This window comes from Xanthobacter variabilis, assembly GCF_043831965.2.
In the GTDB taxonomy this organism is placed as follows: domain Bacteria; phylum Pseudomonadota; class Alphaproteobacteria; order Rhizobiales; family Xanthobacteraceae; genus Xanthobacter.
This window is the reverse complement of sequence record NZ_CM195533.1, coordinates 855,338-873,179: the sequence shown is the minus strand read 5'-3', so window position 1 is coordinate 873,179 and position 17,842 is coordinate 855,338. Positions and strand designations below refer to the sequence as shown.

At 68.9% G+C, this 17,842-nt stretch carries 10 protein-coding genes; 3 read left to right on the top strand and 7 right to left on the bottom strand.

Features of this window, described 5'->3' with window-relative positions; translation table 11 throughout:
* The first annotated feature begins 229 nt into the window (after nt 1-229).
* Nucleotides 230-2,053 (top strand): glutamine--fructose-6-phosphate transaminase (isomerizing), encoded by a 1,824-nt coding sequence (glmS, locus tag V5F26_RS03830; RefSeq protein WP_509210519.1) that lies wholly within the window; start codon nt 230-232, stop codon nt 2,051-2,053.
* Nucleotides 2,054-2,446: 393 nt separating this feature from the next.
* On the opposite strand, the gene V5F26_RS03825 is transcribed toward glmS, so the two are convergent.
* The 4 genes from V5F26_RS03825 to V5F26_RS03810 form a co-directional block, all read right to left on the bottom strand.
* The gene (locus V5F26_RS03825; RefSeq protein ID WP_394947938.1) at nt 2,447-4,753 is read right to left on the bottom strand and encodes a capsular polysaccharide export protein, LipB/KpsS family; all 2,307 of its coding nucleotides are present in this window, start codon (nt 4,751-4,753) and stop codon (nt 2,447-2,449) included.
* A 418-nt stretch (nt 4,754-5,171) separates the two neighbouring features.
* Nucleotides 5,172-6,761: a bifunctional phosphoribosylaminoimidazolecarboxamide formyltransferase/IMP cyclohydrolase gene (gene purH, locus V5F26_RS03820; RefSeq protein ID WP_234054247.1), complete on the bottom strand. Its 1,590-nt coding sequence runs from the start codon at nt 6,759-6,761 to the stop codon at nt 5,172-5,174.
* Between the two features lie 168 nt (nt 6,762-6,929).
* Nucleotides 6,930-8,630, bottom strand: a complete 1,701-nt coding sequence (locus V5F26_RS03815; protein WP_394059521.1) for a heparinase II/III family protein — start codon at nt 8,628-8,630, stop codon at nt 6,930-6,932.
* A 285-nt stretch (nt 8,631-8,915) separates the two neighbouring features.
* Nucleotides 8,916-10,256 carry an RsmB/NOP family class I SAM-dependent RNA methyltransferase gene (locus V5F26_RS03810; protein ID WP_394947939.1) on the bottom strand — a complete coding sequence of 447 codons (1,341 nt, stop codon included), beginning with the start codon at nt 10,254-10,256 and terminating at the stop codon, nt 8,916-8,918.
* Nucleotides 10,257-10,468: 212 nt separating this feature from the next.
* Here V5F26_RS03810 and V5F26_RS03805 point away from each other — a divergent pair, with 212 nt between their 5' ends.
* The gene (locus V5F26_RS03805) at nt 10,469-11,761 is read left to right on the top strand and encodes an adenylosuccinate synthase (protein WP_234054244.1); all 1,293 of its coding nucleotides are present in this window, start codon (nt 10,469-10,471) and stop codon (nt 11,759-11,761) included.
* Nucleotides 11,762-11,799: 38 nt separating this feature from the next.
* A complete protein-coding gene (locus tag V5F26_RS03800) occupies nt 11,800-13,125 on the top strand; it encodes a hypothetical protein (RefSeq protein ID WP_394947940.1) in 1,326 nt (441 codons plus the stop codon).
* Nucleotides 13,126-13,349: 224 nt separating this feature from the next.
* On the opposite strand, the gene mutS is transcribed toward V5F26_RS03800, so the two are convergent.
* The 3 genes from mutS to V5F26_RS03785 form a co-directional block, all read right to left on the bottom strand.
* Nucleotides 13,350-16,100, bottom strand: coding sequence for a DNA mismatch repair protein MutS (gene mutS / locus V5F26_RS03795; protein ID WP_394947942.1), 2,751 nt, complete (start codon nt 16,098-16,100; stop codon nt 13,350-13,352).
* 387 nt (nt 16,101-16,487) lie between these two features.
* Nucleotides 16,488-17,441, bottom strand: coding sequence for a zinc metalloprotease HtpX (htpX, locus tag V5F26_RS03790; protein ID WP_394947941.1), 954 nt, complete (start codon nt 17,439-17,441; stop codon nt 16,488-16,490).
* Nucleotides 17,442-17,610: 169 nt separating this feature from the next.
* Nucleotides 17,611-17,817, bottom strand: coding sequence for a hypothetical protein (locus tag V5F26_RS03785; RefSeq protein WP_234054241.1), 207 nt, complete (start codon nt 17,815-17,817; stop codon nt 17,611-17,613).
* Nucleotides 17,818-17,842: the final 25 nt, after the last annotated feature.

Sequence of the window (17,842 nt, the reverse complement as noted above, 5' to 3'; positions counted from 1 at the left end):
GCGCAAGTCAGCTCCCTGCAAGTCAGCCCTCCTGCAAGTCAGCGAGACTTGCAGGCCACGTCCCCCGCTGAGGGCGGCCGCGCCGCGGCCGGCGCCCGCAGACAGGAACCGAAAGCGGAAGTGATTCTGGCCTTGCGGTGCAGCGGGGTAGGAATGAACCAGTCCCGCGGCGCACACCGATTCCCTGGCGGAAGCGGGGCGCGCGCAACGCAATGTGGAGCTTCAGTGCATGTGTGGCATCGTCGGCATCCTGGGTAAGAGCGCGGTCGCGGATCACCTGGTGGAGTCCCTGCGCCGCCTGGAGTACCGGGGCTACGATTCGGCCGGTGTCGCGACGCTGGAGAATGGCCATCTCGAGGTCTGCCGCGCCGAGGGCAAGCTGCGCCACCTCGAGCAGAAGCTGATGAAGCATCCGCTGCACGGCCATATCGGCATCGGGCACACGCGCTGGGCCACCCATGGCAAGCCCTCCGAGCGCAACGCCCACCCCCATGCCACCAAGCGGGTGGCGGTGGTGCACAACGGGATCATCGAGAACTTCCGCGAGCTCAAGCAGGATCTGACCGATCTGGGGGTGAGCTTCAAGAGTGACACCGACACCGAGGTGGTGGCCCAGCTGGTGGACCGCGAGCTGCTCGCCGGCCGCACGCCGGCAGCGGCGGTGGAAGCCGTGCTGCCGCGCCTCAAGGGCGCGTTCGCCCTCGCCTTCCTGTTCGACGGTGAAAACGACCTGCTGATCGCCGCCCGGCGCGGCTCGCCCCTCGCCATCGGCTATGGCAGCGGGGAAATGTTCCTGGGCTCCGATGCCATCGCGCTCGGCAGCTTCACCGATCGCATCACCTATCTGGAAGAGGGCGACTGGGCGGTGCTGACCCGCGAGGGCGCCACCATCCGGGACGAGAGCGGCGCGGTGGCGGCCCGCCCCGTGCAGAAGGTGCCGGCCGGCGCGCTGCTGGTGGACAAGGGCAACCATCGCCACTTCATGGCGAAGGAGATCTATGAGCAGCCGGAGGTGATGTCCCATGCCTTCGGCCATTATCTCGACCTTGCCGCCGAAAAGGTCGCGCTGCCGGAGCTGCCGTTCGACCTGAAGGATGTGCGGCACATCTCCATCACCGCCTGCGGCACCGCCCTCTATGCCGGCGCGGTGGCGGAATACTGGATCGAGCAGTTCGCCCGCATTCCCGTCTCCATCGATATCGCGTCGGAATTCCGCTACCGGGAAACGCCGCTGGAGCCGGGCGGGGTGACCATCGTCATTTCCCAGTCGGGCGAGACGGCCGACACCCTGGCGTCCCTGCGCTATGCCAAGGCGTGCGGGCAGAAGGTGGTTGCGGTGGTGAACGTGGCCACCTCCACCATCGCCCGCGAGGCGGACATGGTGCTGCCCACCCTGGCGGGTCCGGAAATCGGCGTGGCCTCCACCAAGGCCTTCACCTGCCAGCTCGCCACGCTCGCCTGCCTCGCGGTGGCGCTGGGGCGGGCCTCGGGGCATGTGGCGGAGGATGACGAACGCCGGCTGGTGCGCGCCTTCATGGAGGTGCCGCGCCTGATGACCGAGGCGCTGAAGCTCGCCCCCGACATCGAGGTGCTGACCCGCACCCTCGCGCATGCGCAGGACGTGCTCTATCTCGGCCGCGGCCCGAACTATCCGCTGGCGCTGGAAGGGGCGCTGAAGCTGAAGGAGATTTCCTACATCCACGCCGAGGGCTACGCCGCCGGCGAGCTGAAGCACGGCCCCATCGCCCTCATCGACGAGAAGATGCCGGTGGTGGTGATCGCGCCCCATGACCGCATCTTCGAGAAGACCGTCTCCAACATGGAGGAGGTGGCGGCCCGCGGCGGCAGGATCATCCTCATCACCGATGCCAGGGGCGCGGAGATGGCCCATGGCGATGCCGTGCAGAAGCTGATCCTGCCGGAGATGCCGGCCGTGGTGTGCCCCATGGTCTATGTGCTGCCCGTGCAGCTCATCGCCTATCACACTGCTGTCATAATGGGCACCGACGTGGACCAGCCCCGAAATCTCGCCAAGTCCGTCACGGTCGAGTAGCCGGGCCTGACCCCTTTTCTCCTCCGGGTTGGGAGCAAGGCTGCTGCCCGAGTCACGGTGGCGGGCAGCGGCGCTTTCCCGTGTGATGGATGCGGCGAACTCGCTGGGGGATCAATGGTCCGGTCTACAGCGAGGCCGCTCGGTCTATTGTCTGCCTGCCGGCGTCGGAAGGTGGCGCGGACCTGCCCCCGGTTCGAGAACCGTGTTCGTTCACACCGCGTTCCTTCGCATGGGGCCGTCCGGGGCCGGACGGCTCCGGCCTCCCTCTCGGTCTCGATGTGTCCGTGGACCTGATGCGCTTCCCTGTGATCTTCGGCAGAGGCCGCATCCTGAACGCACCCCCGGGGCTGAGCGATCATCGCCCGGTCCAGCGGCGCGGCCGCCGGGAGGCGATCAAGGAGCCGCAGCTGCAACCTGGTCGAGGGCTTGCTCCAGCTCCACTGCTTCGCCGCTTCGTGGGTCGCAATAGCGCGAATGCAGGATGTAGGAGGCGTGGAACAGGTCTTCTATCGTGCGACTGCGCCCGCGACCTGCCGCCGGCACGTGGTCCTCGGTGAGCCCCCAGCCGGCGTAAAATGGGGTCCCGTGGCATTGAACCGTCTTGCCGGCCATGAGCGCTTCAAAGCCCACATGGGAGGTCACCACAAAGACCTCGTCAACCGCCTGAAAGATGGCGTGGGGATTGGTCCCCGCGGGCGCCTCGAAGACTTGGGTGCCGATGAGCTGAGGATCGATTTGCGCCGCTGTGAGGGCGTCGGCGCCGAGGTGCCCGGTGCCGTCGGCGAAATCCCGGAAAATAATGATGTCGCAGCCCTTGAAGCGGTCCATGGCGTTGCGCAGCATTTGGGCAAAGGCTGCCTGCCCGGCTGCGGAGCAGCGCACGGCGGGGTCGTCAATTGCTTGGTCCACGACGAGAATTTTGCGGTGTTCGCTGCTGCCTATGGCTGCGCATGCCGCAGTCGCGGGACCAATGCGGGACAGATGCCCGCTCACGATCCGGTTGATGGCGGCCTGCGCGCGCTGGCGTTCGGCCACCGTGAGGTCGGGGCCGCTCTTGAGCCATCGCTCCAGCCGCGAGCCTCCTGCGGCATCATAATGCGCCGTGGTGTCGTCGAGGATCAGCGAAGCCCCTGGTGGGCCGATCAGCCCGTCTTCCGCTGTGATCAAAGGCCGCCCCAAAGCGCGGGCGATCTCGAATTGCGCGCGCTCCTCCTCGCTCTCCCCCATGCCCCAGCGCAGGAAGACATCCACGCCCGAGAGCCATTTCAGCTCAGCCGCGCCGTTGCGGTCGACGCGCGTGCGGGCCTTCAGCAGCGAGAGAAGGTGGGGTTGGCGGTCCTGCGACAAAGCAGGGATGGGCGGGACGCCGACGACGTCGATACTCTGCCCCGCGAACAGACGCTCCCCGGCATCGGCGCGCAGCTGCAGGTTTCTCTTGCCGCTGGCGATATCCGCCAACACCATGCCGATGCGCGACGAGGCCTTGCCATCAAAAGCGCCGATGCTGAACATGTCGGCGGCCCAGGCCATGCCTTCTTCTGTCGGGGCCCATCGGCCCGCGAGCATGTCGGCGAGGATTGCCGCCATTTCCTCGCGATTGTGCGCGGCGGGAATTCCCACCTTCTCCCAGACCTGGTCGAAGGCAACATACTTCATGGAAAGCGCGGGCCGCCCAAGCAGCACCGCCTCGAAAAGCATCGTGCTGTTGACTGAGCTGACCACGTCCGCGTGGTATACGGCCTCCTCGGGGGGGACGAGGTAGCAATGGGCGTCGTCCACCGCTCCGGCGGGCGACCTAATGAGGCGCGTGCGCAGCTCGTCACCGAGGACATCGTCCTTTGAAGGGGGCAGCCGCACCAGCAACTGGCACCCGTGGGCTTGCGCGTACTCGAACAGATCGGAGATGGCGCTGGCCTGGGATTTCCGCGCCTGGCGCGTGTCGAGCTGTGAGTCGAGCGGCTGTGTCGCGAACAGGATGATCTTATGGTCGGCGCGCAGACCATATAGCCGGCAGAACTGCTCCCGGGTCAGCGCCGGTTGGTAGGCCGCATATGGATCGAACTTGGGCGCGCCCACCACTTGGAAGCGCTCCGCAGGGTATCCGCGCTCCAGGAAGATCTCCCGTTGCAGTCGCCCCCAGCCGAGCACCAGATCGGCGATTGGCACCGAGGCGCGAGTGGTGGGGTCCCAGTAATATTTATCTCGATCGACGAAGACAGACTCATGTGGAATGAGAATGCGCGGTATGTCCAGCTCCGCGCATACATTGGCAATCATGTGTGCAATGGGCGCCCAGTCAAATGTAAATATGATGCCGCAGATATGTCTGCGCAATTGAACGAGACGACGCGCAACAAGCCTCCGGTAAACGTCCGGGTTCTCCTGTGCGAATCGAAAAATCTCGCGGCGCGTGGTATTGTCCTCGACACCTTGGAAAATGTCGAAGGGCACCAGCGTGTAACCCTGATCGCTTCCGAGCTTCGCGATCAGTGCGTCCGTGTGCTCGGCAATCCACGGAATGTATAAAAATACCGGCTTGTCGCCGTGAATGAGTCTTCTGGTTTCCGGGAGCAGGTGGGGACGGTACCAGCCTGGAATCTTCAGGCTCGAGATCTCCTGCGGAGCCGCGCCTTTCTTGTGTTTGAGCAGGCCGGAAAGGAGGCTGGATGTGCCAGAAAACATCCTGGTCAAAGCACTCATCTTAGGTCCCTTCGTGCCCCCGACGGTCAGCCTGCCGGGCACGGCGTGAGGCGGCGGCCACGACAGAGGCCTATCCCGTCCGCAATGGCGAAGTCACTCGCCTTCTATCGATCCGGCCGTGATGGCTCAACTTCCGTGGCGTTCACGCTGGAGGGAGCCGGTCGCCTCCGCTCTCGATGAGGAGGCCTGACGGGCCGTCGTTGGCAGGGCCACCGACACGCCGGTGGGCGGTGTTCTTCGCGACTGCTGGGGCCATGGTGCGCCTGCCGGGCGGCTGGAAGCGCAGGCCTGCGCGCTGGGGACCTTCAGGATGCCTTGACCATCGGCAGAACGTAACGGTCGCTGCGATGCGGATGGCGGTGAGGCGCGCGGTTCCGGCCGGGCATTCGCCCGGCCAGGTCCTTCGCGGAGGGAAGCCTCAATGCCGGAAGTGGCGCACGCCGGTGAACACCATGGCCAAGCCCGCCTCGTCGGCGGCGGCGATCACCTCGGCATCACGCATGGAGCCGCCGGGCTGGATCACCGCCGTGGCGCCCGCCTCCACCGCCGCCAGCAGGCCGTCGGCGAAGGGGAAGAAGGCGTCGGAGGCGACCACGGAGCCCTTGGTCAGAGGCACCGCGAGGCCAGCGGCCGCCGCCGCGTCCTCCGCCTTGCGGGCGGCGATGCGGGCGGAGTCCACGCGGCTCATCTGGCCGGCGCCGATGCCCACGGTGGCAAGGTCCTTGGCATAGATGATGGTGTTGGACTTCACATGCTTGGCCACGCGGAAGGCGAAGCGCAGGTCGGTGAGCTCGGCCTCGGTGGGGGCGCGCTTGGTCACCACCTTCAGTTCCAGGTCGTCGGCGCTCACATTGTCGCGGCCCTGCACCAGGAAGCCGCCGGCCACGGTCTTGACCACGAGGCCCGAGGCGCGCACGTCCGGCAGGCCGCCGGTGAGCAGAAGGCGCAGGTTCTTCTTGGCGCCCACCACGGCAATGGCCTCCTCGGTGGCGTCGGGGGCCACGATCACCTCGGTGAAGATCTCCACCATGGCGCGGGCGGCGTCGGCGTCGAGCGTGCGGTTGACGGCGATGATGCCGCCGAAGGCCGACACCGGATCGCAGGCCAGCGCCTTGGCATAGGCTTCCTGAAGGCTCGCCCCCTCGGCCACGCCGCAGGGATTGGCGTGCTTCACGATCACCACGGCGGCGGTGCGGGCGGGGTGGAATTCGGCCACCGCCTCGAAGGCGGCGTCGGTATCGTTGATGTTGTTGTAGGAGAGCTGCTTGCCCTGCACCTGCCGGGCCGTGGCGACGCCGGGACGGATCTCGTCGGAGGCGTAGAAAGCGGCGGACTGGTGCGGGTTCTCGCCGTAGCGCAGGGCCTCGATGAGCTTGCCGCCGACGGCGCGATAGGCCGGGGCCTCTTCCTTCAGCTCGCGGGCGAACCAGTTGGAGATGGCCGCGTCATAGGCGGCGGTGCGGGCGTAGGCCTTCTGGGCCAGGCGCCGGCGGGTGGCCAAGGTGGTGCCGCCGTGCTCGGCGATCTCCTTGATGACCGCCTCGTAGTCGGCAGCGTCCACCACCACGGCCACGTCATTGTGGTTCTTGGCCGCGCCACGGATCATGGAGGGGCCGCCAATGTCGATATTCTCGATGGTCTCCTCGAAATCCGCCTTGCGGGCGACGGTCGCCTCGAACGGATAGAGGTTCACCACAACGAGGTCGATGGGGGCGATGGCGTGCTCGGCCATGGCGGCCTGGTGGCTGGCATCGTCGCGGATGGCGAGGATGCCGCCATGGACCTTGGGATGCAGGGTCTTCACCCGGCCATCCATCATCTCGGGAAAGCCGGTGAGCTCGGACACGTCCTTCACCTTCAGGCCCGCTTCGGCGATGGCCTTGGAGGTGCCGCCGGTGGACACCAGTTCCACCCCGTGCTGGGCCAGGGCGGAGGCGAACGGCACCAGCCCCGTCTTGTCCGACACCGAGATCAAAGCGCGGGTCACGGGACGGATATCGGCAGGCATGTTGGCGGCTCCGGTGAACGAAAAGTGACGTTCGCCTAGCACTAATGGGCCGGACTCGAAAGGGCGGACCGCGCGGCCCACCCCTGCGGAGGGCTCAACCTTCCGCTTTTCGCTCTCGCGCACGTCCGTGTTTCACGCGGATCCGGGAGCCCTTCGCGCGGCGTGGCTTCAGCGTGGGCGGGCGGTGCCGCGCGAGCCGATATAGGTGCCGTTGAGGTTGCCGCTGGGCGCCTCGCGGGTGCGCATGAAGGTCCACACCAGGCGCGGCGTGTCGCGCACATCGCCCAGCAGCACCAGCTGGGAGGTGCGGCGCGGCCCGCCGGAGGCGGCGAGGTAGATGCTCTCCTCCACCGCCAGCGGCACATGGGGCGCGGCAAAGGCCCAGGCCTCGCCATTGGGCAGGCTGAGCAGGGCGGTATGGGGATCGTCGAACCGCTCCACGGCCACCTGGGGGTGCAGGTGGAAGCGGATGGCGAACGGGTGCGAGGCCAGCTCCGCCCCTTCGGCGGCGGGGCGGAACACGTCCTCCCCGTCGAGCCGGTGGCCGTCGAGGGCCAGCCGCCAGGAGCGCTGGTGGATGACCCCGAACTCGGCGCCATAGCCGTCATGGCTGGCGCGCAGCAGAATGGCTTCGTTGCGGGTACCGCGCTGCACGTCCACGGTCTTCGGCCCGTCGACGATGGGCAGCCCCACCAGCCGGGTGAGGGGCGAGCCCTTCAGGAAACGGCAGGAGGAGGTGTCGGCGATCACCGCGGTGGAATGGGCGGCGGTGGAACGCGCCACCTGCCGCCATTGATCGCGGTTCACCGCCGGCATGCCGCAATTCACCACGATGCGGTTGCGCCCGGTGGAGAATTCGAAGGCCAGGCAGCTCGCATGGGCCTCCCAGCTCACCGACAGGGGCGGCGGCGGGCCGGTATCGGCGATCACCACGGCATTCTTGGCGTCCAGGCGCTGGTAGCCGGAATAGGGCGCATTCGCCACCGGCGCGCCGCGCGCGTCGTCGAAGGCGAGAATGGTGGCGAGCTGGTCGGCCGCGGTGAAGCCCATGCCGTGGAAATGGGCGAAGGCGCCATCCCCATGCCGGAAGAAGCGCAGCATGGGCATCATGCGGTCGATGGCGTTCATCAGCGCGGCGGGAGCCGGCTGGTTGCGCGCGGTGAAGGCCTGGCGCAGGGGCAGAAGATCCAGCAGCAGGTCGATGAGCATGCCGGGATTGCGGGTGATGGGCCCGCCATCGGGCAGGATCTGGCGGTCCAGCTCCTCGCTCAGCCGGCGCTGGGCGGCCTTCAGCAGCCGCCCCTGGTCCGACATGCACAGGCCGGCGAAGGTGAGGGCAACGATGATGAGCAGGCGCGGATAGCCGTCCGGCGCCTCGGTGGCGCCACGGCGCAGCTGACGCACCTGCCGGGCCAGCGAGCGCATGAAGCGGCGGTAGAAATCGAGTTCCGCGTCCTGCAGCAGGAAGGTGGCCTGGGTGAGCCAGGAGATCACCCGTCGCGCGGTGACTTCCGGCCGGTTGGCGATGGCGCGGGCGACGCCCGGATTGCGGATCCAGTCGCCCACCAGGGCGCGGGCATTGGCGCGGGCGATGGTGGTGTTGGCGGCGTGCAGGTGGCCGAGCCAGCCGAAGCCGTGCAGGGTGGCGGCCCAATCCACCGAAGGCGGCACCAGCTCGAACGGGGCGCGCCCGTCCAGCTGCACCGCCTTGCCGGCGAAGGCGAAGCGGCCGGAATAGATCTCGGCGGCCAGGGTGGGGTCGCCGGTGCGCAGGTCCTGGGGGGCGATGAGCAGCCGCTCGGGCACCGGAACCGGGGCATAAGCGAGGCCGAGGGCGCTCGCATCCGCGCGGCCGACAAGCGCGCGCATCCACTGTCCCGCCACGAGGGCGGCGAGGCGGAGGCGCTCGGCGAGGCTGTCTCGGCTCACGTGGGTCCTCTGGGTCCCGGCCCGGGGCGCGGAGAGCGACGCGGTGGAATGGAAGCGCCCGGCTAGCCCATGCCACATGACGACGTCTCTCCCCTCGGCCCATCCGGCGGCGAATCAGCTCCTATGGTGACGCGGCCCATGATTCGGACGGGCCTTCGGCGCCCGGCGACCCCCGCCAGACCTCCGCATAGCCCTCCAACCCCTTGGAAGGATTAATGTTCCGCCTCACCCGATGCGCCGGAGACGGGCCGCGAAGAAGCCATCGAGCCCCGAGCGTTCCTTCTCCCCGCGCATCCACTCACTGGGTAGAGTGCGGACATCCCCTTGAGGAGTTATGAACGGCGCGATGCCCTCCATTTCCTCCACCGTGACGGGCACCCGCTCCACGTCGCTGCGCGCGGCCAGCAGGCGGGCCACCTGCTCCTCGCCTTCCTCCGGCTCCAGGGAGCAGGTGGAATAGACGATGAGGCCGCCCACCTTCACCAGCCCCACCGCATGGTCGATGAGCCGGCCCTGGAGGGCCGCCAGGGTGGCGATGTCCGACGGGCGCTTGGAGAGGGCGATGTCCGGATGCCGGCGCAGGGTGCCGGTGGCCGAGCAGGGGGCGTCAAGCAGCACCGCGTCGAACGGCCCGCCGGTGAATTGGAGCGTATCGGCCTCGACCATCTGGGCGGTGAGCTGTAGCCGGGCGAGATTGTCCCTCAGCCGCGCGAGGCGGGTGGCGGAGCGGTCGACCGCGGTCACCGTGGCGCCGGCGGCGGCGAGCTGGGCGGTCTTGCCGCCGGGGGCCGCGCACAGGTCTGCCACCGAAAGCCCCTTCACATCGCCCAGCAGGCGGGCGGGCAGGGCGGCGGCGGCGTCCTGCACCCACCAGTCGCCCTCCGCGAAGCCGGGCAGGAGGCGCACCGGGCCGGCCTGGAGAACGCGCACGGTGCCGGTGGGCAGCACCTCACCCGAGAGCTTTTCCGCCCACGCGTCCGGGTCGGCTTTCACCGTGATGTCGAGGGGCGGCTCGACCGCATGCATGGCGGCGATGGCGCGGGCGGTCTCCTGGCCATAGGCGGCGGTCCAGCGCTCGCGCAGCCAGGCGGGAGTGTCGGCGGTGAAGGGGTCGAGGCTGTCGAGCACGGCGGCCTTGTCACGGGCGATCCGCCGCAGCACGGCGTTCACCAGGCCGGCGAAACCCGCCGTGGACCGGTCGGCGCGGGCAAGGTCCACGCTGAGGCCGACGGCCGCATGGTCCGGCACGTCCATGAACAGGAGCTGAGTCGCGCCCGCCAGCAGGATTGGCTCCAGGCGCGGTGCGGATTTGGGCAGGCCGCGCTCCATCAGCCGGCTGAGCGCGCCGCGCAGCGTGCCGATCCGTCGCAGGGCGGTGGCGACGATGCGATAAGCGAGCGCGCGGTCACGCGGATCGAGCCCCGGCGGGGCGGTCTCGAACGCGTCCTCGAGAGTGGTGTTGTGGTGAAGGATGCGGTCGAGCCCATCCACGGCAAGGCGGCGGGCGGCGAAGCCGGCGGGAACGCTGGGGCGTGGCGGATGCGGGGAACGCGAAGGCGGTTTCATCGCGCGAGATAGAGCACGAACCCGCCCTTCCCGCCAGCGGCGCGCGGCCGCGCCCTGTGCAATCACACTATGTTACCATCTGCTACGGCCATGCCTTGCCTCCAAAGCCCTGATCCCGTAAGAGACATGGGCAACGCCCTGGCCGGAAGCCGGGGCTTTGCTTTGTTCGCGCGGGCCGATGTGACCCGCGCCGCGCGAGGAGGCAATTCAGCGTGGCCAACGTGGTCGTGGTCGGCTCTCAGTGGGGCGACGAAGGCAAGGGTAAGATCGTCGACTGGCTCTCCGAGCAGGCCGACGTGGTCGTGCGGTTCCAGGGCGGGCACAATGCCGGCCATACCCTGGTGGTGAACGGCGTCACCTATAAATTGTCGCTGCTGCCCTCGGGCGTGGTGCGGCCCGGCAAGCTCTCGGTGATCGGCAACGGCGTGGTGCTGGACCCGCAGGCGCTGGTCGACGAGCTGGCGCGCCTCGCGGCCCAGGGCGTGGTGGTCGGTCCGGACCGGCTGCGCATTGCCGAGACGACGCCCCTCATCCTGCCGCTGCACCGCGAGCTCGACGCGCTGCGCGAGGCCGGCGCCGCCGGCACCCGTATCGGCACCACCAAGCGCGGCATTGGCCCCGCTTACGAGGACAAGGTGGGCCGCCGCGCCATCCGCCTCATCGACCTGGTGGACGCCAAAACCCTGCCCGCCAAGGTGGACCGCCTGCTCAGCCACCACAATGCCCTGCGCCGCGGCCTCGGCCTCGAGGACGTGAACGGCGCCGCGCTGGTGGACGAGCTGCTGGCCATCGCGCCCAAGGTTCTGCCCTTCATGGATCGGGTGTGGGAGCTGCTGGACAAGGCGCGCCGCGACGGCAAGCGCATCCTGTTCGAAGGCGCCCAGGGCGCGCTTTTGGATATCGACCACGGCACTTATCCGTTCGTGACCTCCTCCAACACGGTGGCGGGTTCGGCCTCCAGCGGCACCGGCATCGGCCCGGGCGCGTTGGACTACGTGCTCGGCATCACCAAGGCCTACACCACCCGCGTGGGCGAGGGGCCGTTCCCCACCGAGCTCACCGATGAAGTCGGCAAGACGCTGGGCAGCAAGGGCCACGAATTCGGTGTCGTCACCGGCCGCGCCCGCCGCTGCGGCTGGTTCGACGCGGTGCTGGTGCGCCAGACCGTGCGCACCTGCGGCATCCACGGCATCGCCCTCACCAAGCTCGACGTGCTGGACGGTTTTACCGAACTGAAAGTGTGCGTGGGCTACAAGGTCGACGGTCAAGTGATCGACCACCTCCCGGCCGAAAGCGGGGCCCAGGCGCGCGCCGAGCCCATCTACGAGACCATGGAGGGGTGGCAGGAATCCACCGCTGGTGCGCGGTCCTGGGCGGACCTGCCGGCGGAGGCGGTCAAGTACGTGCGGCGGGTCGAGGAATTGATCGGCTGCCCGGTGGCGGTGTTGTCCACGAGCCCCGAGCGGGACGACACGATTCTGGTGCACAATCCTTTCCAGGATTGATCGGAGTCCCTCAACTCGAAGGCGAAGCTTAGGCGCTGATGGCTGACTATTACCCGCTCCTTGCACGTGCCGTTTCCAGCCTTCCGCAGAACACTGCGGAAGCGCGGAAGGCCGTGTTCGACCGCGCGCGCACGGCGCTGCTCCGGCAGTTGCGTGGCGTCGATCCGCCTCTTCCAGAAGGGGAGATCACGCGGGAGCGGCTGGGCCTGGAGGAGGCCATCCGCCGCCTGGAGGCGGAATACGCGCCCCAGGACAATGAGAAGCCGGAAGTGGCGACCGAGCCCGTGGGCGAGGCCGTCGCCCCCGAGCCTGTCGCGCCTCCCGCGCCGCCGGATGTGACCACCGTTGCCGATGAGGGCGCTTCGGCGCCTGAGGCTCCCGCCGAACCGGAGCCGGCGGCTGGGGCGGAACCAGAGGTGCCGGCGGAGGAAAACACGCTGCGCCGGGGCGCCCTGCGCCGCGGCGAAGTGCGCAGCCGGGAGCCCGCGACCCCCGTGCGTCCCAGTGTTCGCACGCCTGAGCCGCGCAAGGCGTCCTGGACACGATTCGCCCTCTGGGCGGTGCTGGCGCTGGTGGTCCTGGGCGGCATCGTGGCCGCCGTCGTGGGCGTAGGCCTCTTTTCCGGCGAAACCCAGACGGCGCAGGCGCCGGTCGCCGCTCCGAGTGCTCCGGTGGAGCAGCCCAAGAGCGAGGACCGGGTGGCATCGAATGCGGGCGAGGCTGCGCGCCGGGCCCCGGTGCCGAGCCGCGCGGTCGGCACGAGCCGCGCCGTGTTGCTGGAGGAAAGCCCGGGCGGCACCAGTCCGCCCCAGACCTTCGAGGGCACCGTCACCTGGAAGACGGAAACCTTCAATTCCGGCCCCGGCCTTCCTCCGGATATCGGCCTGCGCGGTGAGATCACCATCCCCGAGCGGCAGATTGCCATGAGCTTCGTGCTGCGCCGCAACACGGACCAGACCCTGCCGGCGTCGCACACCATCGAGATTTCGTTCAAGCTACCCCAGGATTTCGCCTTCGGCGGCATCGCCAACGTGCCGGGTGTGCGGGCGAAGCAGAGCCAGCAGGCCCAGGGTGTGCCGCTGTCCGGTCTCTCGGTGAAGGTGAGCCCCACTTTGTTCCTGGTGGGCCTGTCGCCGTCGACCGCCGATCGCCAGCGCAACCTGGCGCTGCTCCAGCTTTATCCCTGGTTCGACGTTCCGGTGGTCTACACCAACAACAAGAAGGCGGTGTTCGTGTTCGAGAAGGGTCAGGCGGGCGATCAGGCTTTCAACGACGCCTTTTCCGCCTGGGGTGAGCTCATCCAGCCCGCTCAGCAGCCGCAGCAGCAAGAGCAGGCGCCGGCCGAACAGAAGACCGGCGAATAGGGCGACTAACGACCCTGCACAGATTGAAGGCCGGCGGGTGCTTCCGCCGGCCTTTTTCTTTGCCCCGTCTCAGACGAGGGACGTGAGATGCGCGAAGCGGGGATGTCGCCGTCGAACCCGCGCCCGGCGCGCTGGACATTTCCGGGAGGGGCCCGCCCTTATCGGGTCAACCGCGCCCCTCCGCGCCGCAATTTCCGTTTACGCAAGGGCCCGAACACCTTCGCCTATAGGGGTTTCCTGAATGCCGGTTGGACCCCGGGATGCTGTGGCTGACGCAGGCCTTTCAGGCGATAGAGGGCATCCAGCGCCTCGCGGGGGGAAAGGGCGTCCGGGTCCAGGGTGTCGAGGGCCTCGGCCACCGGGTCTGGGCCCGCCGACGGCGCGGGCGCGGCGGCCGGTTGCGGACGCAGGGCGGCGAACAGGGGCAGGTCGTCCACCATGCGCTGGACGGGTGAGGCGCGCTCTGCGGCTTCCAGCTCAGCCAGCACCGCCTTGGCGCGGGTGATGACCGCGTCCGGCAGGCCGGCGAGCTTCGCCACCTGGATGCCGTAGGAACGGTCCGCCGCGCCGGGCACCACCTCATGCAGGAAGATCACGTCGCCCTGCCATTCCGTTACCTTCACCGTGGCGTTGAACAGCCGCTTGCAGCGCTGGGACAAAGCGGTGAGCTCATGGAAGTGGGTGGCGAACAGGGCCCGGCAGCGGTTCACCTCGTGCAGGTGCTCAAGGCTCGCCCAGGCGATGGACATGCCGTCGAACGTGGCGGTGCCCCGCCCGATCTCGTCCAGGATGACCAGGGAGCGGGGCGTGGCCTGGTTCAGGATGGCGGCGGTCTCCACCATTTCCACCATGAAGGTGGAGCGCCCGCGCGCCAGATCGTCCGCCGCGCCGACGCGGGAAAACAACCGGTCCACGATGCCGATGCGCGCGTCCCGCGCCGGAACGAAGGCGCCGGCCTGGGCCAGCACCGCGATCAGCGCATTCTGGCGCAGGAAGGTGGATTTGCCCGCCATGTTCGGCCCGGTGACGAGCACGATGCGCCCATCGCTCTCGCCCTCGGGCGGGGACAATTCGCAGTCATTGGGCACGAAGGCGGTGGAGGAGGTGGAATCCGAGCGCGCCAGCGCCTGTTCCACCACCGGATGACGGCCGCCGGAAATGGCGAAGGCGGAGCCCTCCTCCATATGCGGGCGCACGTGGCGCTCGGTGGCGGCGAGCTCTGCCAGGGCGGCGGTCACGTCCAGCTCGGCCAAGGCGTCGGCGGCCTCGCGGATGGTGAGGGCGGCATCCACCACGGCGGCGGCGAGCCGGTCGAAGATGATCTGTTCGAGGCCCAGAGCCCGCTCGCCGGCGCTGGCGATGCGGCTTTCCAGCTCGCCCAGTTCCACGGAGGAAAAGCGCACCGCGCCCGCCATGGTCTGGCGGTGCACGAACACGTCGAGATGGGGCGGCTCGCGCAGGCGGTCCGCATTCTGGGCAGTCACCTCCACGAAATAGCCCAGCACTGCATTGTGCTTGATCTTGAGGGACTTGACGCCGGTCTCCTCGGCATAGCGCCGCTCCAGGGCGGCCACCACCCGGCGGCTCTCGTCGCGCAACGCGCGGGTGGCGTCGAGCTCGCTGTCATAGCCGGAGCGCACGAAGCCGCCGTCGCGGCGATAAAGCGGAAGCTCGGCGCCCAGCGCCGCTTCCAGCTCCAGGGCCAGCTCGCCGGGGGCCCGGGAGAGGATGGCGAGGCCGCGGGCGATGTCGGAGGGCGGCGCGGCGGCGAACAGCCCCACCAGATCAAGCGCTCCGGCGAGCCCGTCGCGGATGGCGGCGAGATCGCGCGGGCCGCCCCGGCCGAGGGAAAGGCGGGTGAGGGCGCGGGCCATGTCCGGCGCGGCCGACAGGCGCGCGCGCAGGGCGCGGCGCAGCTCGCCGTCATCCATGAGGAAGCCCAGGGCGTCGTGGCGATCGCGAATGGCCGCGATGGCGGTCAGCGGCTCGGCGATGCGGCGGGCCAAAAGCCGCGCGCCTGCGGCGGTCACCGTGCGGTCGATGGCGCCGAGCAAAGAGCCGCGCCGTTCGCCGGAGGTGGTCTTCACCAGCTCCAGGTTAGCGCGGGTGCCGGCATCAATGAGCATGATGCCGCCCTCCGCCTCCTTCACTGGCCGGGCGAGGGCGGGGCGGGCGCCGAGCTGGGTGCGCTCCACATAGGCGACGATGGCGGCGGCCGCGACCAATTCCGGCCGGGTGAAGGGGCCGAAGGCATCAAGGGCGGCGACGCCGAAGAAGCCGGCGAGCCGCTTTTCCGCGCTGGCGCCGTCGAAGCTCTGGCGGGGCAGGGGCGTCACCGCCGGAAAATCGCGCAGCAGGGTCTTCAGCTCCGCATCGTCCAGGAGCGCGTCGGAGACCAGGATTTCCGCCGGCTCGATGCGGGCAAGGTCCGCCCCCAGCGCCTCGCGGCTGGTCATGGCCACCCGGAATGAGCCGGTGGACATGTCCGTGAAGGCAAGCGCATAGGCGAAGTCGTCGGCCCCGCTGCCGGCGCGGGTGCGGGCGATGGCCGCGAGCACGTTCTCGCGCCGGGCGTCCAGAAGGGAATCCTCGGTGAGGGTGCCGGGGGTGACGAGGCGCGTCACATCACGCCGCACCACGCTTTTCGGGCCACGCTTCTTGGCCGCGGCCGGGTCTTCCAGCTGCTCGCACACCGCCACCCGGAAACCGAGCGCGATGAGCTTGTGCAGATATTCGTCCGACCGTTCGAGGGGCACGCCGCACATGGGGATGTCTTCCCCCAGGTGCTTGCCGCGCTTGGTGAGTACGATGCCCAAGGCCTGCGAGGCCTGTTCCGCATCGGCGAAGAACAGCTCGTAGAAATCGCCCATCCGGTAGAACAGAAGACTGTCCGGATTGGCGGCCTTGATCTCCAGATACTGCGCCATCATGGGCGTCACGCGGCCTTCGTCCGGCGGGGCGGCGGGCTCCGGCATCTTCGGCGCGGGCGCGGCCTCGACGGGGGGCGCTTCGGCGGCGGGCTCGGGCGCGATCGGCGGATCGATGGCTTCGGGCGGCGGCAGGGCGTCGTCGGGGGGGGCCGGCTGAAGGGCGGCTTTGGAGCGGGCGGACGAAGGGCGTGAGGTCATGGCGCCAAGCTAACGGGCACGGCCCGCGCTGTCAGTGCGCCATGCCCGCCTTCGACAGGAAATCTGGCCCGCGTGCGGTAGCGGCCCTTCCTCTTTTCCCCGCCCGACTGGTGGACCTGGACGCGGCGCAGTTGAGCAAGGCCCGCCTGCCCCGCGCGGACAAGAGCATTCGCAGCGCCGGCCGCGGGGCTGGTGCGCACATGGCCGGTCGATGGGCTTCGGGCGATCTGACGTTCAGCCCCAGGGGCCGCGCGGAGGCTGGGCGCCACCACCCCAGGGCCCGCCCGGCGTGTTCGGCGGCGTGCCGAAGGGGCCGCCAGCCGGCCGCGAGGGTGGGCCCATGCGGCTTGCGATGTCACGCAAGGCGGCGATGCGGTTCTCGGTCGCCGGATGGGTGGAGAACAGATTGTCCATGCGCGCCCCAGACAGGGGATTGATGATGAACATGTGCGCGGTGGCGGGGTTCGCCTCCGCCTCGTAGTTCGGCAGCTGATGCGCCTCCCCCGAGATGCGGGCGAGGGCCGAGGCCAGCGCCATGGGCCGGCCGGAAATCTCCGCGCCGCCGCGATCGGCCTCATATTCGCGCGAACGGGAAATGGCCATCTGCACGATCATGGCCGCCATGGGCGCCAGCACCGCCATGAGGATGGTGCCGATGGCGCCGAACGGGTTGCCATTGTTCCCCCGGTTTCCGCCGCCGAAGAGCAGGCCGAAATTCGCCAGCATGGAGATGGCGCCGGCGATGGTGGCGGTCATGGTCATGGTGAGGGTGTCGTAATGCTTGATGTGCGCCAGCTCGTGCGCCATCACGCCGGCCACCTCGTCGGGCGGCAGCATCTGCAGCAGGCCGGTGGTGGCGGCCACGGCGGCGTTTTCCGGGTTGCGGCCGGTGGCGAAGGCGTTCGGCTGCGGATTGTCCATGATGTAGACCTTGGGCATGGGCAGGCCCGCCCGCTGCGCCAGGGTGCGCACCATGCCCACGAATTCAGGGGCGGTGGTCTCGTCCACCTGGCGCGCGCCGTACATGCGCAGCACCATCTTGTCCGAGTTCCAATAGCTGAACAGGTTCATGCCGGCGGCGACGACAAAGGCGATCATCATGCCGCTGCGCCCGCCCAGGGCGAAGCCCACGGCCATGAACAGAGCGGTGAGGCCCGCCAGCAGGATCACCGTCTTCAGATGGTTCATCTCGTTGTCCGCTCCCTGGCCTCCGGCATCCACCGGTGCGCGGCAATGCCACGCCGCGATGCCAAGAGGATGGGTGCGCGACGCCGCGGACGCAAGGGGAGGTGGGCCGGGTGATTGGGCCCACGCGCCTTGGTCAGGAGCGGGCGGCGGTGTTCGGAAGGCGGCGCGATCAGATGTCGTGGGACAGGCGCTCGGCCGGCACGCACTTCCAGCGGCCAATGCGCCACTGGGGGTGCTCCTGCGACCACTGGGCGAGCGTGGTCTGGGACGTCGTCATGCAGGCCATGGGAGCGGACACTTCCATGGAAAAGTTGATGTGCTCCTCGCGGCAGGTGGCCGGGGCGCTGATGAGGCAGGCATAAAGAACGATGAACATGAACGGTGTCCTTGACCCACAGGTT